This window comes from Candidatus Saccharibacteria bacterium (assembly GCA_016789455.1).
Taxonomy (GTDB): Bacteria; Patescibacteriota; Saccharimonadia; order Saccharimonadales; family Saccharimonadaceae; genus CAIJKY01.
In genome coordinates this window covers 17,442-42,597 of record JAEUQU010000002.1, presented here as the reverse complement: position 1 = coordinate 42,597, position 25,156 = coordinate 17,442, and the positions used below count along the sequence as shown (strand labels likewise).

At 60.2% G+C, this 25,156-nt stretch carries 29 protein-coding genes, 2 tRNA genes and 1 pseudogene; 15 read left to right on the top strand and 17 right to left on the bottom strand.

The features are described from left to right. Positions 1-22 precede the first annotated feature (22 nt). The 3 genes from JNJ66_01120 to JNJ66_01110 form a co-directional block, all read right to left on the bottom strand. On the bottom strand, positions 23-703 hold the full coding sequence (locus JNJ66_01120; protein MBL8159036.1) for a hypothetical protein: 681 nt from the start codon (positions 701-703) through the stop codon (positions 23-25). 133 nt (positions 704-836) lie between these two features. Continuing rightward, a tRNA-Arg gene (locus tag JNJ66_01115) sits at positions 837-913 on the bottom strand. A gap of 80 nt (positions 914-993) precedes the next feature. Then, positions 994-1,839, bottom strand: coding sequence for a hypothetical protein (locus JNJ66_01110; protein MBL8159035.1), 846 nt, complete (start codon positions 1,837-1,839; stop codon positions 994-996). 85 nt (positions 1,840-1,924) lie between these two features. Here JNJ66_01110 and murB point away from each other — a divergent pair, with 85 nt between their 5' ends. After that, the gene (gene murB, locus JNJ66_01105; GenBank protein MBL8159034.1) at positions 1,925-2,980 is read left to right on the top strand and encodes a UDP-N-acetylmuramate dehydrogenase; all 1,056 of its coding nucleotides are present in this window, start codon (positions 1,925-1,927) and stop codon (positions 2,978-2,980) included. Positions 2,981-3,041: 61 nt separating this feature from the next. Here the strand turns inward: murB and JNJ66_01100 are convergent, their stop codons facing one another. From JNJ66_01100 to JNJ66_01060, 9 genes are all read right to left on the bottom strand, one after another. After that, the gene (locus JNJ66_01100; GenBank protein ID MBL8159033.1) at positions 3,042-3,449 is read right to left on the bottom strand and encodes a hypothetical protein; all 408 of its coding nucleotides are present in this window, start codon (positions 3,447-3,449) and stop codon (positions 3,042-3,044) included. 130 nt (positions 3,450-3,579) lie between these two features. Next, positions 3,580-4,155, bottom strand: a complete 576-nt coding sequence (locus JNJ66_01095) for a hypothetical protein (protein ID MBL8159032.1) — start codon at positions 4,153-4,155, stop codon at positions 3,580-3,582. Between the two features lie 122 nt (positions 4,156-4,277). Further along, the gene (locus JNJ66_01090) at positions 4,278-4,919 is read right to left on the bottom strand and encodes a hypothetical protein (protein ID MBL8159031.1); all 642 of its coding nucleotides are present in this window, start codon (positions 4,917-4,919) and stop codon (positions 4,278-4,280) included. Between the two features lie 169 nt (positions 4,920-5,088). Next, on the bottom strand, positions 5,089-5,742 hold the full coding sequence (locus tag JNJ66_01085) for a hypothetical protein (protein ID MBL8159030.1): 654 nt from the start codon (positions 5,740-5,742) through the stop codon (positions 5,089-5,091). 113 nt (positions 5,743-5,855) lie between these two features. Further along, complete coding sequence (locus JNJ66_01080) at positions 5,856-6,548, bottom strand: hypothetical protein (protein ID MBL8159029.1); 693 nt, start codon at positions 6,546-6,548, stop codon at positions 5,856-5,858. Positions 6,549-6,688: 140 nt separating this feature from the next. Then, positions 6,689-7,375, bottom strand: a complete 687-nt coding sequence (locus JNJ66_01075; protein ID MBL8159028.1) for a hypothetical protein — start codon at positions 7,373-7,375, stop codon at positions 6,689-6,691. Positions 7,376-7,441: 66 nt separating this feature from the next. Beyond that, positions 7,442-8,725, bottom strand: coding sequence for a serine hydroxymethyltransferase (locus tag JNJ66_01070; protein ID MBL8159027.1), 1,284 nt, complete (start codon positions 8,723-8,725; stop codon positions 7,442-7,444). 7 nt (positions 8,726-8,732) lie between these two features. Further along, positions 8,733-9,590: a hypothetical protein gene (locus JNJ66_01065; protein ID MBL8159026.1), complete on the bottom strand. Its 858-nt coding sequence runs from the start codon at positions 9,588-9,590 to the stop codon at positions 8,733-8,735. Further along, the gene (locus tag JNJ66_01060; protein MBL8159025.1) at positions 9,577-9,852 is read right to left on the bottom strand and encodes a helix-turn-helix transcriptional regulator; all 276 of its coding nucleotides are present in this window, start codon (positions 9,850-9,852) and stop codon (positions 9,577-9,579) included. The genes JNJ66_01065 and JNJ66_01060 overlap by 14 nt, the downstream gene beginning before the upstream one ends. 224 nt (positions 9,853-10,076) lie before the next feature. Between JNJ66_01060 and JNJ66_01055 the strand changes: the two genes are divergently transcribed. From JNJ66_01055 to JNJ66_01040, 4 genes are all read left to right on the top strand, one after another. Beyond that, entirely contained in the window at positions 10,077-11,606 is a 1,530-nt protein-coding gene (locus tag JNJ66_01055) for a UDP-N-acetylglucosamine 1-carboxyvinyltransferase (GenBank protein ID MBL8159024.1), read from the top strand. 119 nt (positions 11,607-11,725) lie between these two features. Further along, the gene (locus JNJ66_01050) at positions 11,726-12,382 is read left to right on the top strand and encodes a hypothetical protein (protein MBL8159023.1); all 657 of its coding nucleotides are present in this window, start codon (positions 11,726-11,728) and stop codon (positions 12,380-12,382) included. Between the two features lie 377 nt (positions 12,383-12,759). Further along, positions 12,760-13,332 (top strand): hypothetical protein, encoded by a 573-nt coding sequence (locus JNJ66_01045; GenBank protein MBL8159022.1) that lies wholly within the window; start codon positions 12,760-12,762, stop codon positions 13,330-13,332. A gap of 165 nt (positions 13,333-13,497) precedes the next feature. After that, the gene (locus JNJ66_01040) at positions 13,498-14,043 is read left to right on the top strand and encodes a hypothetical protein (protein MBL8159021.1); all 546 of its coding nucleotides are present in this window, start codon (positions 13,498-13,500) and stop codon (positions 14,041-14,043) included. A gap of 107 nt (positions 14,044-14,150) precedes the next feature. On the opposite strand, the pseudogene JNJ66_01035 reads toward JNJ66_01040, so the two are convergent. Then, a pseudogene (locus JNJ66_01035) lies at positions 14,151-15,338 on the bottom strand (glutathione-dependent formaldehyde dehydrogenase). Between the two features lie 278 nt (positions 15,339-15,616). Between JNJ66_01035 and JNJ66_01030 the strand changes: the two are divergent. Continuing rightward, on the top strand, positions 15,617-16,171 hold the full coding sequence (locus JNJ66_01030; protein MBL8159020.1) for a hypothetical protein: 555 nt from the start codon (positions 15,617-15,619) through the stop codon (positions 16,169-16,171). Between the two features lie 186 nt (positions 16,172-16,357). Then, complete coding sequence (locus JNJ66_01025) at positions 16,358-17,056, top strand: hypothetical protein (GenBank protein MBL8159019.1); 699 nt, start codon at positions 16,358-16,360, stop codon at positions 17,054-17,056. Positions 17,057-17,113: 57 nt separating this feature from the next. On the opposite strand, the gene JNJ66_01020 is transcribed toward JNJ66_01025, so the two are convergent. Beyond that, the gene (locus JNJ66_01020) at positions 17,114-17,776 is read right to left on the bottom strand and encodes a class E sortase (protein MBL8159018.1); all 663 of its coding nucleotides are present in this window, start codon (positions 17,774-17,776) and stop codon (positions 17,114-17,116) included. 103 nt (positions 17,777-17,879) lie between these two features. Between JNJ66_01020 and JNJ66_01015 the strand changes: the two genes are divergently transcribed. The 5 genes from JNJ66_01015 (at position 17,880) to JNJ66_00995 (ending at position 20,678) form a co-directional block, all read left to right on the top strand. Further along, positions 17,880-18,905: a prepilin-type N-terminal cleavage/methylation domain-containing protein gene (locus JNJ66_01015; protein MBL8159017.1), complete on the top strand. Its 1,026-nt coding sequence runs from the start codon at positions 17,880-17,882 to the stop codon at positions 18,903-18,905. A 65-nt stretch (positions 18,906-18,970) separates the two neighbouring features. Further along, positions 18,971-19,047, top strand: a tRNA-His gene (locus JNJ66_01010). An 86-nt stretch (positions 19,048-19,133) separates the two neighbouring features. After that, positions 19,134-19,601: a hypothetical protein gene (locus JNJ66_01005; protein MBL8159016.1), complete on the top strand. Its 468-nt coding sequence runs from the start codon at positions 19,134-19,136 to the stop codon at positions 19,599-19,601. Continuing rightward, positions 19,601-19,969: a hypothetical protein gene (locus JNJ66_01000; protein ID MBL8159015.1), complete on the top strand. Its 369-nt coding sequence runs from the start codon at positions 19,601-19,603 to the stop codon at positions 19,967-19,969. Before JNJ66_01005 ends, JNJ66_01000 begins: the two co-directional genes overlap by 1 nt. A 100-nt stretch (positions 19,970-20,069) precedes the next feature. Then, complete coding sequence (locus JNJ66_00995; protein MBL8159014.1) at positions 20,070-20,678, top strand: hypothetical protein; 609 nt, start codon at positions 20,070-20,072, stop codon at positions 20,676-20,678. A gap of 72 nt (positions 20,679-20,750) precedes the next feature. Here JNJ66_00995 and JNJ66_00990 read toward each other — a convergent pair whose 3' ends face one another. Further along, positions 20,751-21,659 (bottom strand): hypothetical protein, encoded by a 909-nt coding sequence (locus JNJ66_00990; GenBank protein ID MBL8159013.1) that lies wholly within the window; start codon positions 21,657-21,659, stop codon positions 20,751-20,753. Then, the gene (locus JNJ66_00985; GenBank protein MBL8159012.1) at positions 21,660-22,559 is read right to left on the bottom strand and encodes a hypothetical protein; all 900 of its coding nucleotides are present in this window, start codon (positions 22,557-22,559) and stop codon (positions 21,660-21,662) included. Between the two features lie 97 nt (positions 22,560-22,656). Here JNJ66_00985 and JNJ66_00980 point away from each other — a divergent pair, with 97 nt between their 5' ends. Continuing rightward, a complete protein-coding gene (locus JNJ66_00980) occupies positions 22,657-23,304 on the top strand; it encodes an AAA family ATPase (GenBank protein ID MBL8159011.1) in 648 nt (215 codons plus the stop codon). A 1-nt stretch (position 23,305) separates the two neighbouring features. Here the strand turns inward: JNJ66_00980 and JNJ66_00975 are convergent, their stop codons facing one another. Then, entirely contained in the window at positions 23,306-24,244 is a 939-nt protein-coding gene (locus JNJ66_00975) for an NADP-dependent oxidoreductase (protein ID MBL8159010.1), read from the bottom strand. Positions 24,245-24,382: 138 nt separating this feature from the next. Between JNJ66_00975 and JNJ66_00970 the strand changes: the two genes are divergently transcribed. Further along, positions 24,383-24,859: a DUF4396 domain-containing protein gene (locus JNJ66_00970; GenBank protein MBL8159009.1), complete on the top strand. Its 477-nt coding sequence runs from the start codon at positions 24,383-24,385 to the stop codon at positions 24,857-24,859. Continuing rightward, positions 24,856-25,137 carry a metal-sensitive transcriptional regulator gene (locus tag JNJ66_00965; GenBank protein MBL8159008.1) on the top strand — a complete coding sequence of 94 codons (282 nt, stop codon included), beginning with the start codon at positions 24,856-24,858 and terminating at the stop codon, positions 25,135-25,137. The genes JNJ66_00970 and JNJ66_00965 overlap by 4 nt, the downstream gene beginning before the upstream one ends. Positions 25,138-25,156: the final 19 nt, after the last annotated feature.

The window sequence follows — 25,156 nt, the reverse complement described above, 5'->3', positions numbered from 1 at the left end:
AATAATACCAGAGCCGTGCAGCTTAGCGCGGAACCAGAACAAGCGCGGCCAGGAACAACCCCGCGCCAAGGCCAAGGAACAGCAGCTCAGCAGCAGCCAGTGACCGCTTCATCAACTTGGTGATGCCGAAGTTCGCCAGGCTGTGCAGCGTCGCCGTTGCCAACACCAGGTACGGGCTGACCACTAACAGGAGTGCAAAACTGATATGCAGCGCATTTGCGCCCAGCCGCTCAACAATCCCCCAGTAGACGGCACTGGGCTGCATGGCCCGCTCCATGCCCATGGCCTTGAGCAGCTTTTTGGCTTCCAGGGCTTTTGCATCGCGCTTTTGGGCAAGGACGGCCATACCAAAGCCCTGCACGAGACTGTAGAGTATCTCTATTGCCGCCCAGCCCAGACCGACCGAGTAGGCATTCTGCGTCGTCAAGCCCAAAATCAGCAGCAGGATAAGCCGGATGATTTCTTCGGCCGAACCCGAGGCAAGCACGACCAGCCTGGATGCCTTTTGCTGCGGCAACCGCCTGGCTAGCAGCATCACCGGCGCGCGCAGCAGCAGGGCAATCCACCAGCCGAGGGCACCAAGAGCGACGAGCTTTGGATCGAGACTGATGGTGAGCCAGTTGGCGATTGCGATGAAGGGTGCGATGGTGATGAGGACGAACGGAGTGGCGAGGAGGATGTGTTTTAGGTGGTGGAGAGCCATGAGTTTATTGTAGCAAGAAGTGGGTTTTGTCAGTGTTGGGTCTGGCAGGATAATCGCTTCGCTGCGCGAAGCTCATGATAACCCCGTCAGACGAGCCAACTAAAAACACCCTCCTCCGGAGAGTGATTTTATTTGGTACACCCGGCAGGATTCGAACCTACGACCTTTGGTACCGGAAACCAACGCTCTATCCAGCTGAGCTACGGGTGCGTATTGCACTATAGTATATGGTTTTGGTCAATCACGCCAGGGGTGGTACGCGTCATGTGGGCGCAACCAGCCAGTACCGACTAGAACAGGTCGAGCTTATATTCCTTATCAACGTCATCACCACCGATGACATTGACCTTCATATGGTAAAACAGCGATAACTTGGCGCCCTTGGGCACCTCGTACAGCACCACGCCGGTCACCGGCTCACCCGCCTTGGGGTTGGTGGATGGCAGCGGTGTGTAGCCGGCCTTCTTGAGGTCATCCTTCAGCACCAGGTACGACTGGCTATAGGCCTTGCCATTCGCCATCATCTGCAAATCTGAGGCGAAGGGGCTGCCGCCTGATACTTCGCTACTGACATTCTCGATAGTGTACTCCGCCATTACCAGTTCCAGGCCGTCTTTGGCCAACGATTCACGCTCGTATTCCGAGGTAACCGGGTAGTTCCGTATCAGACGCGTCACTGAAGTCTTGTAGCCAAGCTCATCCGTAAAATTCTTGTCAGCCAGTTTGACTTCACTGGACTTGACAGGTTCTTTGGCGGGTTCCGTTTTGCTGCCGGCAGGCTCTTTGGTGTCGGTATCGAGCGCTGCCCGGGCAGACTGGTCGGTCTTGGCCTGCTTTGCCCGCTGCTGCACGCCCGAGAACGTCAACAGGGCGACGGGCAGCCCGACAAGCAATAGCAATCCGGCAACACCACCGATGATGGCGATCTTCATGCCCTTGTTGGCCTTGGCAGGTGACGGAGTAAATGCCGGATTCACCGGCGGTATGCCCGCGAAGGGATCGGCCGGTTGCTGCACTGGTGTTCCATATGGCTGCTGCGGCACCTGGTCCTGCGCCGGATATTGCACCGGCTCCTGCCCAGGATACTGCGGTTGCTGCGGAGGTTGCTCTGGCGATGGTTGCTGCTGAGGATTCATGTTCCATCCTTTTTTGTTTTTCACTATTTTTCTTAATGTACCACGCCGGCACCCCGCCAGCAACGCAGTCGTATATAATGGGCTCATGGTCAAACCGATTGAAAACGTACCGCTGAGCGGCTACTCCACCATGCGGCTGGGCGGCCCCGCCCGCTACTTTACCGACGTCGCCCTGCCCGGCCAGCTTTCCGAAGCCATTGAATGGGCCCGCAGCAACCGCTTGCCCTGGCGCGTCATCGGCGGCGGCAGCAACATAGTTTTTGAGGATGCCGGCTTTCAGGGGCTGATCATCCGCAACCGCATCCGCGGCGTCTCCTTTGCCACTGATGGCCAGGATGTCATCCTGCAGGCTGGCGCCGGCGAGCACTGGGACGACATCGTCCGGCTCAGCTGCGAGCGCGGCCTGTACGGCATCGCCGAACTCTCGATGATTCCCGGCACCGTCGGCGCCACCCCCGTCCAGAACATCGGTGCCTATGGCCGCGAGATCAGCGAGGTCCTCTCCAGCGTCACCGTCTACGACAGCCACGACAGCAGTTGGAAAACACTGCTGCCCGAAGACTGCCGCTTTGCCTACCGCTCCAGCATCTTCAACTCCACCGAAAAAGGCCGTTACGCCATCGCCTCCGTCACCTACCGCCTTAGCCTGACGCCGCACGGCGCGCCGCTGTACGCCTCTCTGGCCAGCTACCTGAGCGGGTTCGAAATTGCCGATCACGACCCCTTCACCATCAGAAGCGGCGTCATCGCCATCCGCATGACCAAGCTGCCGGACCCCGGCAAGGTCGCCAACCTCGGCTCTTTCTTCAAGAACCCCATCATCAGCGCCGTCCAGGCGGAAAAAATCATGAAAAAACATCCGGAGATGCCCGTCTACCCTACCGCCGACGGCCGCATCAAGCTGGCGGCCGGTTGGCTCATCGAGAAAGCTCATCTGAAAGGCTACGAGAACCACGGATTCTGCACGTATAAGGAAAATGCCCTGGTCGTCGTGAATAAGAGCTCCCGCAGCAGCAGCGACCTGCATGCCTTCCGTCAGGAAATCATCACGCGCATCAAGGCCCAGTTCGGCGTGACGCTCGAGCAAGAACCTGAGATTATCGGCGGCGAAGCCTCCGCCCAACCCGACCCTAACGCATAACCAGTGCGATATAAAAAGGAAAGCACCCGCGCCGGACATCAGTCCGGCCGGGTGCTGACCCCTACTTCAGCAGCTCCGCCTGGAGCAGCTCGGTGGAGAAGGCCTCGACGGCCGCATGGATCTGCGCCGAGTGGTCTTCACCGCTCGGCGACAGGTTGCGCGTCCGCAGGGCGGTCGACAGCCGCAGGGCGATCTGGGTGAGCCTCATGTTGAGCGCCTGCTCGTCCGGGCCGGCGATGGGGTGAGCACCCCGCGCCCGGCGCTCCTGGTCAATGCTGGCTGCCAGCTTGGCCGTCAGCGTCAGGTAGGCGTCGATCAGCGCCTTGGCGATCGGCATGCCGCCGAACTGTTCCAGACGATAGCGCGAGACATGATGCAACAGCTGCGCCAGCCGGACGTCTTCCAACAGCACGGTGGCGCCACCGTCTTCGCACAGCCAGGCCGGCTTGTCGACACTCTGAACGATCATGGTCACATCCTTCGTCGGTGAAGCGGGTCATTGAGTATTAGAACAATATTTTTAGCTTTAGTCAATACATACATAAGCAGTCCAGAAAAGGAAAGCACCCGCGCCAGACCAGGTCCGGGCGGGTGCACTCCTACTTCACGAGTCCTTGGCGCTGCAGGCGGCGCCTCAGGTCCGTCACGGCTGCGGTGACATGTTCATCACTGGCGCGGACATCCTGACTGCCGCGGGCGTTGAGCCGGCCAGCCAGGATCTCCGCCGCGTCAGTGATGTGCCCCAGCAGCTGCCGTATGCGCTCATCTGGCTGCGCGGTTTCCCGCTGCGTCCGAACAGCATCCAGGTGCCACGTCCGTGCCTCGATCAGCTCATTGACGAATCCGCCCGTAGAAAGCAGATAGCAGTCGATCAGCGCCCGGGCAACCGGCGTCCCAGCACCGTACTGGCGCAGCTGGTCGAGCGGCACGAATGTCAGCAGCTGCTGCATCCGCTCGTCCTCCAGCAGCACCACCCAGCCTTCCATCGACTGGTTCGGTCTCGGGCTCAGATGCCGGAGCCACGAGCGCAGGCGGGTCAATCCGGTGACCCGGCGCAGCAACGAGAACAACGCGTTGCGGCGGCGGACATGCGGCAGGACGTACACCGGCGGCATGACCAATCCCTGGTCACCGAGCAGCCAGCCAGTCTGGCCTTCCGAACTAACAATGATCATCTGGTCCACCCTTCCAACGGTGAAGTAGGTTCAACTTAGTATTATAGCAAATTATTGTGTTATTGTCAATGTCATAAAAGGAAGAGCGCCCACCCGGAACATCGTCCAGATGGGCGCACGCCCTACTTCATCAGCGACGCGCCGCGCAGCTCGTCTTCGAACGCGCGCACGTAGTCGGCGGCCGGCTCACCGGTCATCTTGTCGTCCGGCAGCGCCCGGTCGCCCTGCAGCCAGGCGGCCGCGATGCGGGCGGTCCGGTTGATCTGCAGAGTGACGGCCTGGACATCAGCACAAGCACGTCCAGCGGCACGGCGCTCGTAGATGGCGGCCGCGCCCGATGCCCGCTGCGTGATCTGCAGGTAGGCATCGACCAGCGCCTTATTGACCGGCCGTTCATAGTACCGGCCAAGCTCCTGCTCCGACACAAAGCGGATCAACTGCTGCAGGCGCAGGTCGGTCATGGGCACGAACCGCTCGAAGGCGCCGTAGCGCCGCCGCAGCCACCGCGCCACCAGCCAGCCCACAAGCAGGCCGACCATGATCGGCAGGCCCAGCAGGTAGAAGAGCCGGATGAACTGGGCGATGCTCCACGGATTGGTCTTGAGGAACGGAAACAGCAGCGTCTCGTACACCGGGCGCCGGGTCAGTACCAGATAGGTCAGCCCGCCTGCGACGAGTCCGGATAGGATCGCCCACGTCCGGCTCTGTCCAGGCAGGTTGTTGGTGGCGATGACATTGCAGTCATCCTGACTCGGCCGTCCCATAAACCAGCCGCCCTGGCCGTTCTTGCACCGCAAGTACACGGATATACCTCTTTCGCTCGTGAGAGTAGGTCGTACTATATTATAATGATTTTATATTGAATTGTCAATCAAGTCTGCGCAAAAAAAGAAAGGGCACCCTCCCAGACGACGTCCAGGCGGGTGCCATTCCCTAGTTCACCAGCGACCGCTTACGCAGCTCTTCCACGAAGGCGGCGGCCACGCCATCAGCACCGGCTCCAGGGTCCAGCGCCGCGCACACAATGTCGCGGTCAAGCAACCAGCTGACGAGGATCTGGACAATCTCATCCAGCTGGCTGACATAAAACTTCTCTTCAGAAGCCCGCAGGCCCTCAGGGTCCACACCGGCATTCTGCCCGCCGCTGCGCCGATCCTCAATGACCTGCGCCAGCCCCCGCGCCGCCAGCAGATACCGGTCGATGAGCCGCTTGGAAACAGGGTGTCCGGCATGCGTCCCCAGCGTCAGCTTCGGCACGGATCGCAGCATCCGCTCCATCCGTACGTCATCAAACGGTACCATCCGTTCCAGGATGTTATACCGCCGGCGGATGCGCCTCAGTGCCAGCCAACCGACAGCCACGGCCGCCACGACCGGCAGGCCGAACCGGTACGGCCCTTGCAGTAACGCCGCCACCGGCCACTGCACCAGCACCAGGTAACACAGTGCCGCCGCTGCCACAGCCAGACTGGCTGCCCCGGCGCGGTCACGCCATGCCGTCCTGCCCGTCATGATGGCCACCCGTTCGGCACGGGTCGGCACACCGATGCACCAGTACTTTCCGCCATCCACGTCGTGAAAGATCATTTTCCACCTCGCCTCTCGTGACATCGCAATGAACCGGGATAGCTGGAGTGTAGCAAGATTCGTATAAAAAGGAAAAGCACCCGCCCCGGCCGCAGCCGGAGGGGTGCTTGTCCCTACTTCAGAAGACGGGCCGCGCGCAGGTCGGCCCGGTAGCGCTCCTCGGCCTCGTCGGGCGTCACCAGCTCTTCTTCCACCGCCGACTTGCGGTCGAGGTGGATGGGCAGCAGATCGCACAGCAGACGGACGTACTGGTCGAGTTCGTCCACGAGCAGGCTCAGGCTCGGGCCCTGGCCCCGCTGCTCATCGTCCGCCGGCTGCTCCGCCTGCGCGATCTGGATCGCCAGATGGGCGGTCAGCCGCAGGTATGTGTCGATCAGCCGCTTGGCCACCGGCTCCTTGCCGAGTCCTGCCAGCATGTTCAGAAGTCCCGCACGGCCGAGCCGTCGCATGCGAACGTCCAGTTCACTGACCAGCGGTGCCAGTCGCCGCCGTTCACGACGGACCAGCCACCGCATCAGGAAGTAGGCGAGCATGCCCACCAGCAGCGACGGCAGCACCAGGTAGACGAGGATGAGCGTCAGCAGGATGGGCCGCGAAGCGTCGGGCAGCAGCGGCACCAGCAGCGTCGTGCCCACCGCGTCCAGTTGCAGGACGAGGCAGGTGGCAATTGCCGCCAGGGCGGCGACCAGCCACGGCCGCACCCTGTACCTCCGGCGCATCTCGCCGGCCAGGGCCAGCTTCAGCTCCGACGTGTGGGGCTGGCCGAGCCACCAGTTGTAGCGGCCTTTTCTGTCCATGATGATCATGTGCGCACCTCTTTAGGGGGTCGATGAAGTAGGTCAATTGCATATTATAGCAAATTTTAAATATTTTGTCAATTTTAGCAGTATCACAAAATGGAAAGGCACCCACCCCGGACGAGTTGTCCGGAGGGGTGCCCGCCCCACTACACCAGCCGTCGCGCCATCAGCATCGACGTGAAGGACTCCATGATCTGCTGCGGCGTCAGATGCGGCTGCAGCTCGCTGCGGCTCTTGCAGTCACGCTCCAGCGGCAGCCATTCCTTCAGCTCCAGCACGATGGCGTCGAGCCGGGCGATGAGCTGCTCTTCACTGCCGACGGCACGTTCCATGCCGCTCCGCTCCGTGCGCAGCCGGACCAGGTCGTCCAGGATGCCACGGGTCAGCACCATGTAGCGGTCGATGAGCAGCTTACTGACCGGTTCCCCGCTCAGCCGCTCCAGTGACAGGACCGACACCTCGCGGATCAGCCGCACCAGGCGCACGTCCCAGTCGTCGACGAACGGTTCACACAGGCGCTGTTCCTTGGCGATGCGCTGCCGCGTCAGCCGGCGGAGGACGATGCTCGTCAGCACCGCCGGCACCGTGAAGTACAGCACCCAGAAGATGAGCTGCAGCCACTGGTTGTCGGGCGGCAGCCGCAGTAGCGGTCCGAGCGGCACCGACAGCATCAGCATCAGGAACGCACCGATTACCGCACCGAGCACGGCAGACATCCACACCCGCACCCTGTCGAAAGTGGGCGTCGGTTCGGACTTCACCAGCCGCCTGGCCAGCTTGTCGGGCTCGCCGATGTACCAGCCGTAGCGGCCGCGGTAGCCTTCGATGAACATACAGGTACACCTCACTTGTCGGAGTAGTAGGTCAACTATATATTATAGCAAATTATGCAGCATTTGTCAATGATTTGCGTCACTCGGCAATGGGAATCCCAGCGCAAACTCGCGCACTTCGGCCTGTAGTGCCGCCAGCTTGGCCGCATCATCATGGGCGGCCAGCGCCAGACTCATCCACTCGGCCAGCTGCGCCATGTGCTCTTCTTTAAGCCCGCGGGTAGTGACAGCCGGCGTCCCCAAACGGATACCGCTGGGCTTGAAGGGCGGCAGCGGATCATCAGCGATAGCGTTCTTGTTGAGGGTAAGGTTGACTTTGTCCAGGGCTTCCTCTGCCTGCTTGCCGTCGATACCGAGGCTGGCGTGGACGTCTGCCAGGATCAGGTGGTTATCAGTGCCGCCGGTGACCAGCTGGAAGTCGCGGTTCTTCAGCTCGTCGGCCAGCACCTTGGCGTTTTTGACGATTTGCGAAGCGTAGGCCTTGAACTCCGGCTGCAACGCCTCACCAAACGCCACCGCCTTGGCCGCAATGACATGCATCAGCGGCCCGCCCTGCATCCCCGGGAAAACAGTGCGGTCGATGAGGGTAGGGATATTTTCAATCGTCTTCTCCGGCGCTTTGAGTGGGTTGCCGACGGTGCCACGGCTCAGGATCAGCCCACCGCGCGGCCCGCGCAGCGTCTTGTGCGTCGTGGTAGTAATAACGTGGAACCCATAGTCAAACGGGTTCTTGGCAGCTCCGCCCACGATCAGCCCGGCAATATGCGCCATATCCGCCACCAAGAGCGCCCCGACCTCCTGGCCGATAGCCGCGAACTTGGCATAATCCAGCTCACGCGGGTAGGCCGAGAAGCCCGCCAGGATGATCTTGGGCTTGTGCTCCAGGGCCAGGCGGCGCAGCTCATCATAATCAATTTCACCGGTCGTGACGTCCTTCATGCGGTAGCGCACAAAATTATACTGACGGGCCAGCACCGTCACCGGATGGCCGTGCGTCAGGTGGCCGCCGTGCGAGAGATCCATGGCCAGCACCGTGTCGCCCGGCTCCAGCCAGGCGTGGTAGACCGCCTCATTGGCCTGGGCACCGGAGTGCGGCTGCACATTGGCGTGGTCGGCGCCAAAGAGCTGCTTGGCGCGCTCGATGGCCAGTGTCTCAACCTGATCAGTAAATTCCTGGCCGCCGTAGTAGCGCCGGCCAGGGTAGCCTTCGGCGTATTTGTTGGTGAAGACGCTGCCCATGGCGGCAAGCACATCGGCGGAGACGTAGTTTTCCGAAGGGATCAGCTCGAGGCCTTCGCGTTGGCGGCGGAGTTCGCCTTGGATTAGTTCGGCTATGGTGGTGTCTATCATATATATTCTATTGTATCGCAGCTCTGGCATTCACGCGCCTACGGATTGCCAGATATATAAAGGGCGCACCCAGCAACGGTGCCAGCGGTATAAGCATCTCCACCCGGTAGCCCATGTCTGCCGAATGGACAGTTTGAAAAATCGCCACCGCCACAGTGCCAGCAAGGGCGAGGAGCTGCAGGACAATAAAGCGCGGTGTCACAATAAACGCCCGGCCCAGCAGCCGGATATATGCCACTGCCAATGTCGTCCAGCAGGAGTAAACCGCCACTGCGTCAACAGCCGAAGTCCACTCCATACCCTGCGGGTACGTCAGATACAGCTGCGGAATGACGATCATGGCCGTCAGAACCAGCGGCACTGCACTCAGGCCTCCGACTATCAAGGCAGCGCGCGCAAGGCGTCCTTCAATCATGCGTCCTTTTGGAGACCCAAAGAGCTCGTTGACGCCGTGCGTTTTAATATGCGCCTCCCGCCGCTTGGCGAGAAAAAGTGTAACGTATGTGTGAAGACCATACAGTGCCACAAGGAGAGCTGTCAGGCCAAAGAACAGGTAACGTTCAGTGGTCACCGGCGACATAATTGCTATCACTGTGGAGTACACTGCCAACATCACGATAAAAATCGTGTCGTATGCTCGCTCAAGCCAGAAGACGTGACGCATCACATCACCTTTCAGTCGCTTGGCTAGCCAGCCCTGCAAGATGCGCCGGGAGACCGCCCAAAATATCATGCCCAGTAGCAAACTGTAGAAAGCGAGCGCGCACCCCGCCACCAGCAGTGCCGTTTCTACTGCTAATAATTTTGGCTGGGCTTTCAGTCCGCGGAGCACTTGCCGCAGCCGTACTATGTTACTTCGTTTCATCTACTATCTCCTCCATGAGCTCTACCACGTTGCTATTCATGTGCACCGGCTGGACGTAACCGCTGATATACGCAGCCAGCACTCGCATTCCGCGGTGCGTCAGTCCAAAGTTTTTCTTGTCAGGACCCTTCGGATTTTTTTCGGTGGTGCTTCGGACCAGCTCGATGTCTTCTAGTCTGCGTAACGCCCTGTACATGCTTTTGTCATCAGCGGTTACCATACCGGACGACAAGGCCTCCATTCGCTCTTTGACGCCTTGCATAGACATGACCCTCCGATAGAGACTTAGCAATATCCAGAATGTCAATTGTGATCGCATGGTAATTTCCAGCCATCCAGACAAAATCTGCCGATCATAATCGTCAAGATATGAAGGTGATATGTTCATGTAACCTAAGGTATACTACCAAAGGATACTTGTACAGATCATTGTGTAAAATTATTGAATACTGTTGCATATATATCATTTTTGATATACTAACCACCATGGAACAACTCGACTACAAAGAAAAAGTCGGCAAACTCATCAGCAACCTCCGCCGCGACCGCGGCATGACCCAGGCTGAGCTTGCCTCTCGTTTGAATACCTCACAGAGCGCCGTCAACCGCATCGAAGCCGGCAACCAGAACGTCAGCATCGAAATGCTGGGCCGGATCAGCGATGTGCTGGACCGCGAAATCGTCAGCCTCAACAAAAGCGGCACCATCAACTTCCGCGTCGAAGGCGGCCATAAGCTTTCCGGTGCCATCTCCGTTAAAACCAGCAAGAACGCCGCCGTCGGCCTGCTTTGTGCCTCGCTGCTCAACAAGGGAACGACAACTCTGCGCCGCATGCCGCGCATCGAGGAGGTCAACCGCCTTATCGAGGTCATGCTGAGCATCGGCGTCCAGGTGCGCTGGCTCAACGACGACAATGACCTCGAGATCAAGCCGCCCCGCCGCCTCAATCTGGAGGCCATCGATGCCGAGGCGGCCCGCAAGACCCGTAGCGTCATCATGTACATGGGTCCGCTGATGCATCTCATGAAAGAGTTTAAGCTTCCGTACGCCGGCGGCTGCAAACTGGGTGAGCGCACCGTCCTGCCGCACCTTTATGCCTTGGAAGCCATGGGCCTGAAGGTCGAGACCACCACCGGCTGGTACCACTGCACCAGCCACCCCAAGGCGCCCGGCAAAGTGGTCATGTATGAGACCAGCGAAACCGCCGCCGAAAACGCCCTGATGGCCGCCGCCCGTATTCCCGGCCCGACTGTCATCAAGGGGCTGAGTTCTAACTACATGGTGCAGGACGTCGCCTTCTTCCTGGAGAAACTGGGCGTCCGCATTACCGGCTTTGGCAGCACCTCGGTCACGGTCGAAGGGGTCAAGGATATCAATGTCGACGTCGAATACTACCCCAGCGAAGACCCCATTGAAGCCATGACCTTCCTGAGCATCGCTGCCACCACCAACTCGCCCATCACCGTCGAGCGTGCGCCTATCGACTTCCTGGAACGTGAAGTCCTGACCTTGGAGCGTATGGGCGCCACCCTCAAAATCAGCCCCGAATACCGCGCCCGCAACGGCCGCACCGCCCTGGTCGACATCACCTACGTGCCAACCGACAGCCTGCATGCTCCCGGCGAAAAGATCCACGCCCTGCCCCACCCCGGCATCAACATGGACAACCTGCCGTACTTCGTGCCAGTCGCCGCCACCGCCCACGGCCGCACGCTCATCCACGACTGGTCGTACGAGAACCGTGCCATCTACTACACCGAGCTGACCAAGCTGAACGCCCAGGTCGAACTGGTCGACATCCACCGCGCCAACATCATCGGCCCTACCCGCTGGAAACCGGCCGAGGTCATCTGCCCGCCCGCCCTGCGCCCGGCCGTACTGATACTCATCGGCATGCTGGCCGCCGACGGCGTCTCGGTGCTGCGCAACGTCTATTCCATCAACCGCGGCTATGAGGATCTGGCCGAGCGGTTGAATGCCATCGGTGCGCATATCCAAGTGCTGCGTGAGATGTAATCATCACTATTTGATTATTGAAGCAAAAATTGTATAATACGCCAAACCCCGCCGCTTACCGACGGCAGGGTTCGAGGCAAGCAGACAAGAGCAGACCCCTTCTCCCCAAGGAGTGCATCATGCCGATTTACGAGGTCTTCCCCACGCCGCTCGGCCAGGGAAACCTGGTACGCCGGACGGGGCCGGCCATCATCATCAACCAGGAGGATGTCCCAGTGACGGACGGCTCAACGGCTGGCGAGCCGGCCGCCACAGCGGTCATGGACGACACCCCCGCGCCAACACCCCCGGCACCTGATGCCGACGAGCAGTGGTTGGTCGTCCTCCCGCGCGAAATCAGCTCCGGCGGCGTCGCCCTGGCAGTCGCCGGGTTGGAACTGTTGGATCCGGTACCTGGCGCCCCGTTGCAGTCGTACGCGCGGCTGCCGCCGGGCTGGCAGAAGATCGAGGACGAGGGCCGCTGTAGTGGCAGACTGGTAGATGAACAGGGCCGCACCCGCGCCCGCTTCGTCTACCGGGACGACAACCCCTACGCCTGTGAAGTGGTCAGTATGGAGGCCGTGGCGCGCTACGGCTACCGGCTGGTCGAGGAGGACTGCGGCGTCTGTGTCGAGGTCCTCTGTGAAGGCGAGGTGGTGCACACCACCGCCACGCTGACCATCCGGGGCAAACGCAGGAAGGACGCCGAAGCCCGCCAGGCGGTCATCCTTAAGGCGCGGGCCTGGCTGTATGAACATTTCCCAAAGTGGCGCGATCCCAGCGCCTACTGGGACTGACCCTGGCGGTCATAGGCCCATCGGCCCGGCGTCGGCGGCGGGCACACCTCCCGCTCCATGTCTGCTTGCCGCACGACGCCTCCTTCTCATTGCAGAGGGGCGCCCGTACGGCAGCCACTCAGGCTGTGATATATTTCATAGCGATCCACCAAAGCATCGATGATACTGTAAAGGTTCATTCGAGCAAGGTTCAACCGAGCACATTCACAGCACGCCCAGTACGAGACGGGTGGCCAGGCTGGCACCCTTTTTTGATGTTTTCTTTTTGGTGGCAACCCCGCTCCCCGTCTCGTGCGTGCGCCATGGAGTGCGTACCGACCCGGCAGCCGCCGGGTGTGTCAACGTCGATATGGACGGGGAGATTGGCTGGAAATGCCATGTCCGTAGAAACGCAGCACCCCGCGCCGGTCTGGACCCAGGTCCACCCGGAGCAGCACATGGTCATCCCGGCGGCAATCCGCGACAGGGATGGCGATGCCGGCTCCGCCGAGCGCGGGCGGTTGGCCCTGGTGAGGTTCGGTATCCTCCTCGGTGATCCCGTGACGGACCAGCCGGACATGATGAACGCCACCTTCCCCCTGGGCTGGCGTAGTATCCGTCAGAACGAGAGCACCACGGCGCACATCCTGGACAACCAGGGTCGCGCCCGCCTGCGCCTGGTGACCATCCGCACTGCGGGCTACCCGCCCACCACGACGGTGCTGCACCGCTTCCGGGTGTACCGGGATTACCGCGCCCAGCGGCAGATCGTCGTCCGCATCGCCGATGCCAGCGCCCGCCGCAGTGGCGGCCTGGGATACGGCGCGGAGATCTACGCCACCGAGCCGGTCGGTTACGGCACCGACAGCCGGCGCGCCGACACCCTGCAACAGGCCGCCTTCGACGAGGCCTGGGCCTGGCTGCTGACGCGCTACCCGGACGCGAGGAGCCTGACCGCTCACTGGGACTGACCTCCCATCCGCCGCCGCCTTGGCCACTCACCAGTGGCCGGGGCGGCGGTGTTTCAATAAGGCCACTTTTGACCTCTGCAGCAAATGCATATAAGGTAAAGGCAACCCAGGCCCCGCCTGGCGCACACGACAAGCAAGCCCCATCCACGACCAGGAGTCCCGACAATGACCCATATCGCCCGCGATGATGCCGAAGCTGCGCCCGACCTGATCGTCCTGCCCGGCCACGAACTCGCACGTGACGACCAATGCATCCTGCCCGCCGACATGAACGGCCAGGAAGGCGTACTGACAGATGCCGGCGTCACGCTGCTGGCGCCCGTTGCCGACCATCCCAAGTTCCGCCTGGCCGCCCTGCCGCCGGGCTGGCACCTGACTCCTGGCCCCGACCAGCACGAAATGGCATTGCGCGACGACAGATCACGCATACGTGCCCTGCTCTACTGCCGCGAGGCAAACGGCCAGTGGCGCGCCCACCTGCACGTCACGACCCGCTACACCGTCAGCCACCGGCGCGGCAGCGCCAACCGCGTCATCGTCGTCGTGCGCGACGGCAACCGGACGCTGCATACCATCGGGCCGGTACTGCTGACCGGGCTCGATGAGCAGCAGCGGGCACGGCGTCGTCGCGAGACCTTCAGCGCCGCCCGTGCCTGGCTCGCCGAGCGCCACCCCAGCTGGCTTGACCCCCGGAGGTACTGGGACGACTAGGAGCCGTCGCCCGTGGGTACGGCGAGTCAGGCTCGCTGCGACACGGGGCCTGCTTGCCGTATCCACATCGCTTCACCACATCACCAGGACACTCGTTGCGTGCCCGCTTATGGCTTCAGTACGATCTTCACCGCCCCATCCTGCTTCTGCTGAAATATCTCATAGGCATGCGGTGCATCGTCCAGAGGCAGCCGGTGGGTGGCGAAGTCTTCAACGCCGAAGATGTCATCCGCAACCAGTAGGTCACGTATCTCATCACTCCAATGGCGCACATTGGCCTGGCCCATGCGCAACTGAATCTATTTATCAAATAATGTATCGAGTGGTATCGGATCGGCTTGGCCGGCGTATACACCCACAAGAGACAACGTGCCGCCACGTCGTACGATATCAATCGCCGAATACAGCGCGTTCAGCCGGTCGACGCCAGCCGTCATAAAGATTTTCTCTGCCGCCTTGTCTGGCAGCAGGTTGGCCAGCGTCTGCGCCATCTTGGCATTGGGCGAACCATGCGCCTCCATACCGACGGCATCGATGACCGCATCAGCACCTCGCCCGTCCGTCAGGTCGCGCACGGCCGCTACCAGGTCTTCGTCCTTCATGTCGGTAATATCGATGATGTCCGCGCCATTGGCGCGTGCCCGCTCCAGCCGCTCCGGCACCAGGTCGAGCGCGATTATCCGGCCGATGCCCATATGTTTGGCAATCCGCACCGCCATGTCGCCGATCGGCCCCTGCCCGATGACCGCCAGACTGCCGCCCTTCGGCACACCAGCATATTGCACCGCCTGCCAGGCGGTCGGCAGTACATCGGAGAGGTATAAGAAACGCTCGTCCGAAGGTCCTTCCGGCACTTTGATGGCACCGTAGTCAGCATGCGGCACCCGCAGATACTCAGCCTGACCACCCGGCACCCGACCATACAGTTTACTGTAGCCAAAGAAGGCGGCACCACGGTCGTGCTCACGCACCTGCGTCGTCTCGCACTGCGACTGCAGGCCCTGCTGGCACATGAAACAATCTCCGCAGGCAATATTGAACGGAATCACCACCCGGTCACCCGGCCGCAGCCCGGTCACGCCGCTGCCGACTTCCTGTACGATACCCATCGGCTCATGCCCCAATATGTCGCCTTCATGCATGAACGGTGCCATCACCTCATACAGGTGCAGGTCCGAACCGCAGATGGCCGTGGACGTTATCTTGATGATGGCGTCGGTCGGCTCCTGGATGACCGGATCCGGCACCTCTTCCACACTGACTTTACGCTTACCCTGCCATGTGACTGCTTTCATGGAATTCTCCTTCTGCTTTGACGGGAACGTTGTTGCGGCGGCGCAGGGCCTTTCCGTCAGATTAGCAGGACTGCCAGCCTAAGAAAGTAATATTATTTACAGCGTCGGCGCCACCTCTGTTCATCTGTCTCATTTCATTGACTTTTAATTAAATTTATGCTATAATTGTAGATGGACCTACCACAGAGTACGCTACGTGCCCCATGCACATGACGTCCCCTTTGGCAGGACACCTCCACAAGCAGGCAATACCCCTTCGAACGAGGAGCACTACGCTCATGACCGAGCCTAACGCCGGCGCCATCGTCCTGCCGGCCGCTCTCAGCCTCCACCACAGGACGACGCTCATCCAGATGGGTTTCGTCTTCGGCGAGGGCGTCCTGACGGCAGCAAAGCGCGAGCTCATGCTCAAGCCCACGGCCGCCGAGCGGGCCCAGCCGATGGTCGAGGCCTGGCTTCCGGCCGGCTGGCGGCGCGAGATGGTTCCCGGCAGCCCCATCGGGGTCACCTGGCACTTCTTCGATGCCCGGAACAACCACCGCGTCACCCTGATCATCGTGCCCAGCCTGGGCACGGACCTGGGTACGACCGGCAGCCACTACCTGGCCCTGCACACGCGCTACACGTACGCCCAGGACATGAACGTCACGGGCGCCGTGTCCATGCAGGTCATGGACCGTGGCACCGTCATCCACACGGTGACCATCCCGCTCAAGGGCGACTCGGGCAGTGATTACACGGCGACCATCGCCCGGGCAGGCCAGGAAGCCTGCGCCTGGCTCGACAGCCGCTACCCCGGCTGGAACGACATCTTCGGCTACTGGGACGCCTGATCCCAACACCCGCACAGGCAGGCAGTGGCGACCCCGCTGCCCGCCTGTGCGGACACCCCGAGTAAATAATCCCTATCCGCCAGCAGGCGGCTTTTTGTTTACTTATTCATAGCTACGTTTCATAATAATTAACAAGGTCGGCAACCCATGTGCCGACTGCTCCCCTTCGATACAAAGCAGGCAAGCATGACCCCTACGTTTCTGGATCCGGCCGACGACCCGCTCGGCCTCCACGATACCGCCCGCATCGGCGAACAGGTGTACATCCTGACGCCCGGGGCGGAACGGGCCTACCTGGCCAAGCTGCGGCTGCTCGGATACATCCTGCGGGATGTGACCGATGTCACGCCGCCCATCGCCACCGACAATCCGGTGGCCAGCGAGATCGCCCACCGCCAGGGCTACCTCCAGGCCGTCCGGCCGGAGGGTGGCACCATCCGGCTGCGACCGGGTACGGATTTCATTCCTCCGGGCATCCTGGACGTCATCAACGCCTGGAGCTGGGCACCCCTCAGCTTCCACCCCGGCTTGTACCGCGAGGTACTGCTGAGTGGCGGGCTGGGCACCCACCGGCACGATTACGTGCCGGGGCGCTTCACCATCGACGACCAGAGCCTGATCCGTATAGAGGTCTTCCTGGCTCGGTTGACGACACTGCCCGACGAACCGTTCCACTACCTGCGCAGCTTGATCGGCGCGCCGGACCAAGGCATCGTCGAGCGCGTCAGGCGTTACTGCGCCCTGGCGCAGCAGGGTGCCTTCGACACCGCCGGTGCCACCGGTCTGTTGAGCCGCTCCCTGCAGAGGCACATCGGCAGCCGGAATTCCCAGGACCACCGGCGCATCGGCCAGTTCTACCTGCGCCAATGGAACCGCCGCCAGTAACGGCGAAGGGGAGGCCGGGGCGCCACTGCGCGCTCCGGCCCTTCTTTCTTTTTTGAGTTATTGCAAGCGTCCTGGTTCGGTGGCCTGCACTTTATCCACCTTGCCCAGCGGCTCAGCCTCAATGACATCGCGGCCGTCAGCAGCGCCTTCCAGCGTACATGAATACAGCGTCAATTTTGCCTTCTCAGACTTCGCCTCGATCTCGACCGCCGTCGGCTTCACCTCATATTTTCTAGTAATCTTATACGCATAGCGCGACCCTTTATAATCCACGAATAACTGATCGCCCACCTTCAACCGCCCGATGTTATAAAACGGCGATTTCGCCCGCGTCTCCTGCGGCGTCCAGCCCATCAGGAAACGATGGGCGCTCAGCACGAAATTGCCGCCCTTTTCGGGGTTGCCGTTCTGGGGCTGGCGATGCCAGGCGCCTCTATCGAGCACCGACTCGTCATTACCCTCCACGATAGCCACGTCAACGTTGATCTGCGGTATATACAGCCGGTTGCCAAAGATGCCCGGCTTGCTGTTAAGCCGCTCCTCCACCCTGGCCTGCTCGTCAGAGAACGGCACGACGATGAAAGACGGGCTGAAGGCAGTAATTAAAATATAGATACCGATACCCGCCGTCAGGCAGGGTACGATGATCCAGAGGGCATTTTTGAGGCGGGAGCCGCTTTTGCTCTTTCCGGACGCCCCTTTTTGGTAGTGGTATTTCATAAAGAATTGCAGTTCATAGTATATATGGCTCACGCCTATATCAAAACCCGCCCCACCATCCTGCTTGTGGTTTACCGACGGATTTACTATAGTAAAAACAACTATGGAACGCACCATCGCACGCACCCATGGCGGCTCACGGCTGCATAGTACAGGCTTCACTATCGTTGAGCTGCTCATCGTCATTGTCATCATCGGCATCCTGGCAGTACTGGCCATCGGTGCCTACAGCCGCTCGCAGGACCAGGCGCGGAGCGCCACGGCCCAGTCCGACCTCAAGTCGTCAGCCAAGCAGCTGGAACAGACCAAGGCCGACACCGGCACCTACCCCAGCGTCATGCCGAGCCTGCCCACTAGTCCCAATACCAGTTATCAATATGCCTACAACGCCGCCACCGACACCTACTGCCTGACCGCCAACAACGGCACCCCGACCTTCAAGGTCACCAGCCAGAACCGCTCACCCGTCAGCGGCCCCTGCCCCGGCCATGGCACTGGCGGTACCGCCTCCACCACCATCAGCGACGACTTTGCTCGCACCGTCAGCTCCGGCTGGGGCACAGCCTCCGGCGGTGGCACCTGGTCGACCGCCAACGGTTCCGTAGCCGACTATTCGGTGTCATCCACCACTGGCCGTATCGCCATGCCGACCGCCAACAACTCGCGCTACACCAGGCTCAGCCAGACATTTGCTACCTACGACGTCCGTACGCGGCTCACCCTCAGCACCATGCCGGCCGGCGCCGCCAATTCTGCCGCCTTGGTCGGCAGCCTGACCGACAGCAACAACCACTACCGCTTCCGCCTGACATTCGGCACCACCGGCGCCGTAACGGCAGCCATCACCATCAACGAGGCCGGCACTGAGACCAACCTGGGCAGCAACATCACCGTAGGCTCAAGTTTTGCCCCTGGCCAGCGCTGGTGGATCCGCGGCACCTACGACGGCACCACTCTCAGCATGTATGCATGGCAGGACGGCACCGCCGAACCCAGCAGCCCGACACTCTCCCTCACCAACACCGTCTTCCAGAGCGGCGGCCGGGTCGGCATCCGGGCCTTCAGCAGCACCGGCGCCACCAACGCCCCGGAGCTGCAGGTAGACAGCTTCTCGGGCATCGGCGGCTAGGCACCAGGCCAAGCCTTTCACTTCGCCCATAACTGTGGTAGAATTGCACTCGACGTACACATATGGCGGATGTAGCTCAGTAGGTTAGAGCGCTGGATTGTGGCTCCGGAGGCCGTGGGTTCGAGCCCCATCATTCGCCCCAGGTTTTGTATGCAAAGGGCTTATAATAGCCCTTTTTATAAATTGCGTTTGATAAGTTATGGATATTATGTTATAATCGTAAACATAATGGCATCAGGGATTGATTTAAAAGCAATCGCCCGCTCTCGGGTTGTGATTGCTAAGAAACTAATTGACATGAAAGACTGGGAGATGGCGGTCTATGTGATGGCCATGGCACTTGAGCTGGCTTTGAAAGCCGCAGCCTGTAAAGCACTGCGTTTCGAGACTTATCCTGAAGCAAATCATGACGATGATAAATATTTTAAGTCGCACAAATTTGACCGTCTGCTAAAAATCAGTGGAATGACGGATGTATTTAGCGTGCGCAAGCCGATGATAAACGCTAATGCTTTCCAAAACTGGTCTATTTTTACCGCTCCGCTCATTTTTGGAAATAAGGATTACACAGCAATGCGTTACGATCCACGAATGCAGGCAAACTTTCAAGAGGCTAACGCAAAAGCGCTGTACGATGCTCTGTATGCAGATGATGATAGTATACTAAAAACAATGACGAGGCTAAAAAGATGGTAATGTCAGAGAGCTACGCTAGAGTTCTTGCGAAGTTCATAGAGATAAATGAAGACCGACCTGTCATTCTTTTTGCAGTACTCAAGATGGATGAGTTGGTAGACAAATGGTCTATCCTTATTAGTGCCGATTGGATTACTGGGGAAAACAACAAGGAAGTATTCCGTAGTTTGATTAAAATTCTTCAAGATGAACTAGAACCTTCCGAAAGGGATGATATAGCTCGAGTTGTTATATACGATAAGAACCAGCATTTCATCAAATTAATGCTGCGTCAATTCAAAGCGGGCCAACATATACTTGAGGATGCAAAAGTAAACGGCAATATTATTCATGAGGGCTACATTATTGCGCTTAACCATCCTGAATAACTACTAGTATCTAGGTCTACAACATCAACACTTTATTTGACATGAGCAATTATACGTTGTATAGTTATGCGCGACCATTGTTCCCGAACAAGGAGTACCCGTGGACATCTTCCTCAACACCCACAACGGCCACGTCATGTCGGGCCCCCAGCTCATCACCTGCGGCCAGCGCCACCCCCTCGACAGTGAACACGACTTCATCATCGAGCTACTGGGTACCGGCCAGTCCCGCAAGCTGCACGTCAAGATCATGCAGGGCAGCAAGCGCGTCAAGCGGGCCATGGTGCCCCTCCTGAGCGGCTACGCCGGGCGCAAGACCAACGGCAACTCCCGCCACCGGAAGATCCAGCTCCGGCTCGACCCGGCGCGCCCGATCTTCCCCATCAAGGATGTCGTCGACGCGCTGCTGGCGGCGGGCATCGAGTGGTACCAGATCAGTCCCATGCACGCCGACAGCGCGCTGGACGACTGCACGGCACGGCGCAACGATCCCCGTGTGGCCACCGATGGAGACACGTGCATCAGCGAGCTGGAGCCGGAGGGCGACCTGTTCGCCCGCCGCCGGTTCGAGGTGACCGGGGCGACCTGGGCCATCGTGTACCACGGCACCACCATCGAGCATGTCTACCTCTGGGACGGTGCCGAGGATCACCTTCAGGACATCCTGGAGGCGGTCACCACCATCCGCAGCGGAACGGTCAGCGTCTGAACGGCGCCGCCTCCCTTCCACGGGCAAACAGCCTCCGTGGAGGGGAGGCTGTTTGTTTTTATGAGCGTCTGCCTACTGGCTTAGCTGCCGACCGTAAATCACTGCGATGTTATAAAAATCAGTATTGTCCGGAAGTTGCGGCGTGCCGCCGGCCTTGGCATTGGCCGAAAGCATCAGGCCGGCCGTCAGCCGGTGCTTCAGGCCCAGGGTATGCCCCATCTCGTGCACCACGGTCGAGAGCGCCTCGGTGGCCGGATAGCCCGCGTGGGCGGCAGGGTCCAGCTGCAGCGAGGCTTTGATGGTGTACCCTTCATTATCCTTGGTGTATGGCGCCTGGCCAAGCGTCGGGACGTTACCGTTCGGGGCCAGCTTGGCCTCACTCACCGGAATGCAGGCATAGATATCGGCAGTACAGGCCGTGGTGATGACCGAAGCGTCGATGCAGTAGCTGCGCGACCACTCGGCGGCAGCCCGCTTGACATGGTTGCCCCATTCCGCACTCATGCCGGCGATGCTGAAGGTGGGCGTAAAGACGGCACCGTTCATGCGCCACGGGCGCTCTCCTGGTTCGGAATCAAGCACGACGCCTTCGGGCGGCATGGTACAAGGCTTCGGCTCGGGGGTCGGGGTGGGATCCGGGTCTGGCTTGGGATCTGGTTCCGGGTCGGGTTCTACTGGATCAGGGTCGGGGGTTGGATCAGGATCCGGGTCGGGTTCGTTCGTGCCGTCATCAGTTGCCGGCAGCAGACCAAAGCGCAGCGCCTTGCTATTGGATGCGCCGGTGTCTTCTACCACATGCAGGCCGTTGGTGCCCGGTGCGCCGTCAAACGCATCCTCCGGTTCATAGGCCACCACCGGTCCGGCCGCAAAGACGCCGCCCAGCAGCACGATACCCGTCACGCCGACGATAGTCGCCACGATGGCGCCCGGCACCACAGTGTTCTTGCGCTTATTGAAATGATAGCCAGGTAGTTGTGCCATCTAGTTACTGCTCCCTCCAGCCATGCCGCTTACCTGCGAGCCATACAGCACTTTTAAGTTTTCGAAATCAACTGAATCCGGGGCGGTACTACCTCCGACGAGCGGCCGCACTGAAGACATCAGTATCTCCGGCGTCGTGCGCAATCCCAGGCCAAGCGCGCGGCCGATGGCATGGCCGGCTGTAATCTTCCGCTCCCCGTCGGCGTCTGCCGCTGCCGCATGCGCGGTCTCGTTAAGCGCAATCTGCGCCCGTTTAAAGACCCTGCCCTCAGTGTCACGGTCAACACCGCCGATGCCTGGATTGGCATTATCGATGACGACTGGCAGGCACGGCTGCGTATCGCCGCAGGCTTCGGCGATAACCTTTATCTTGACGCACGGCCCGGCCGACCACACTTCGGCATACTTCTTGATATGCCCGGCCCATGGCTCCGGCAGATCCTTGATACTCAGGACCATATCCAGCCGGTCGCCGGTGATTTCCCAGTAGTACGTGTCGCCCTCCGTGTCCTGCATGGCTGCGCCGGCCGGAGCGGCACACTCAGCAGTAGTGCCGTCGTCGCCCGGGTCGGTAATGACACCGCCGTCGTCACCCGGATCGGTCGGGTCGGTCGGGTCGTCACCGCCGCCAGCATCATCCCCGCCATCATCAGTCACTGGGGCAAGGCCGAAACGGAGAGCTTTACTGTTTGAGGCAGCCGCATCCTGCAGGGCATGCGCACCGGCCGTACCGGTCGCTACACCCTCAGCATCCTCTGCCTCAAACGCCACCACCCGCCCGGCGGCAAAGACACCGCCCAGCAGCACGATACCCGTCAGCCCGATGACCGCCGCCACCAAGGCGCCAGGCACCGCCGTGCGTTTGGTGGAGTGGAAGTGGTAGCCAGGGAGCGATGACATATGCCAGTGACCTTTTTTGTTGTTTGACTATATACCATAAGCGTAACATTTCAGGCAGCGACAGCACAACAGCGTCTTTGATATACTCGAAGCACCTATGACCATCGATGAAGCTTATCACCTCGTTCAACAAAAGCGCCCGCAACTCATTCATATTTCCGGCAAGACCTGCACCGGCAAATCTACATTTGCCAGCAAATTGGCAGAAGCATCTGGTTACGAGATCATTGAACTTGATCAGGTCGTAAATGAGCATGTCATTAAACCAATGGGAATACGGGACCATAAGACGGCATTCGTCGAGATTTACAAAGACGACACGAACCGGAAACTTATTGACGCTTTCTTAACAGCAACCCGGAAGCTGATCGAGGCCAAGCATACTACCGGGCAGCCCCTTATCATTGATGGGGCTGTCGCAAATACCACCACCCTGCAAGCACTCTTTGCCGGATATACCGACTTCCTTTTTCTTTACTTCCATCCTGTCCACCTCGATGCGTATGAACGCAATATTACAAGCCGGTTTATACAGACTACCGAAGACTACCATGCCGGTCTGCCAAAGCGCCTCTGGGAACTTGTCGACAAAGCGGAATTTATCAGCTTTTGTAGCTCACGCGAATTGAGTCCGGCATTAGAGAGTTCGATACGCCAATATGCCACCTCGTCTGCCGCCGAGTCGAAAAAGCGACTGACCAGCTTTGAAGCGGCATTTAGCGACATCGTAGTTGCCGAGCTTTAGGTTACGCCGTAATCTGCAACACCACCTTCCCCTTCACCGCCCCACCCTCACGCGCGGCAAAGGCTTCGGCCACCTGCGCCAGCGGAAAGGTCTTGTCCACCTGCGGCTTGACCACGCCGTCTTCCACCAGGGCGGTCAGCTTGTCCAGCCGGTCGGTGGTAACGCCGGTGGATTGCATCAGGGCGGTGACGCCGAGTTCGGCAGCCTTGGCCTCGTCAGGCTGGGCGATCATCGAGACGGCGGTGCCGCCGCGCCGCAGCACGTCCAGGGTACGGGCAAAATCGTCGCCGCCGACCGTATCAAAGACAGCGTCGTAATCGGCAAGTACTTCAGTGAAATCCTGCGTCTTATAGTCGATGACCTCGTCGGCGCCAAGGCTGCGGACAAACTCCACGCGGTCACCCGTCGCCGTCGTGGCCACGTGCGCGCCGATGTGCTTGGCAATCTGGATAGCCATCGAGCCGATGCCTCCGCCGCCACCGTGGATAAAGATTTTCTGGCCTTCCTGCAGGTCAAGATGCTCCGTCAGAGCCTGCACGGCACTGACGCCAGCCAGCGGCAATGAGGCGGCCTCCAGAATGCTGATGCCCGCCGGTGCCCGGCCGATCTGGTCTGCCTTGGTGGCCGCGAACTCGGCAAAGGCGCCACTGTTGCCGGCTACCACGTTGGCCTGGCCGTAGACCGTGTCGCCCACTTCAAAGTCTTCGACGCCCTGACCCACCTCCACTATCTCGCCGGCGATGTCGCCGCCCAGTGTCACTGGGAACTCAAGCGGAATCATCTCCTGCATATAGCCCTGCCGGATGGTGGTGTCAAAAGGGTTGATGCTGGCAGCGTGCACCGCCACTACTACCTGGCCCTCGCCCGCCACCGGCTTGGCAATCTCGTTGATGGTGATGACCGATGCGTCCCCGTATTCACTGATCTGTGCTGCTTTCATGCTGGCCCCTTCCTGGAATAGATAGTGTTATTCACCTCACCATAGGCCAGGCTGCGGCGCTTTGGCAAGGAGATATCTTACTGGCAGCTTGACGGTCGGGGGTATGCGGTATACCCTATGGGGGTATAGGAGGTCACTATGAAACACTCAAATATAAACGCCCTGGCCGCCAGCGCTACCCTGCACTGCCTGACGGGGTGTGCCATCGGCGAAATACTGGGGCTTATCATCGGCACAGCTCTGGGGCTAAGCACTATCGCCACCATTGTCATCGCCGTCGGCCTGGCCTTTGTCTTTGGCTATGCCCTTTCGCTGCTGCCACTGGTGCGCAGCGGCATGACGCTTGCCGCCGCCCTGCCGCTGGTGCTGGCAGCCGACACGCTCTCCATCGCCACCATGGAAATCGTCGATAACGCCGTCATGGCAGCCATCCCCGGCGCCATGGATGCCGGGCTGGTTAACCCAGTCTTTTGGCTTGGCATGAGTCTTGCGCTGGTGGCCGCCTTTGCCGCGGCGTATCCGGTCAACAGGTACCTATTGCAGCGCGGCAAGGGGCATGCGCTGGTACATGCGCAGCATGACCACAATCACCATACTCATAGGGGACACGCATGAGCCACACCTACGGCTACGCCGCCAAAAAAGACGTGGTAGAGCGGCGCCTCAACCGCGTAGAGGGCCAGATCCGCGGCATCAACCGTATGGTCCAGGACGACAAATACTGCATCGACATCCTGACGCAGATATCCGCGGCCCGCTCGGCCCTGGACCAGGTGGCCCTGGAGCTGCTGGGCGAGCACACTCGCCACTGCCTGAGCGACCCGGACATCGGGCCGGCCGGGCGTGACGCCAAGACAGAGGAACTGATTAAGGCGATCGGCCGGATTTTGTAGCGCATACTATAAGGAGGGA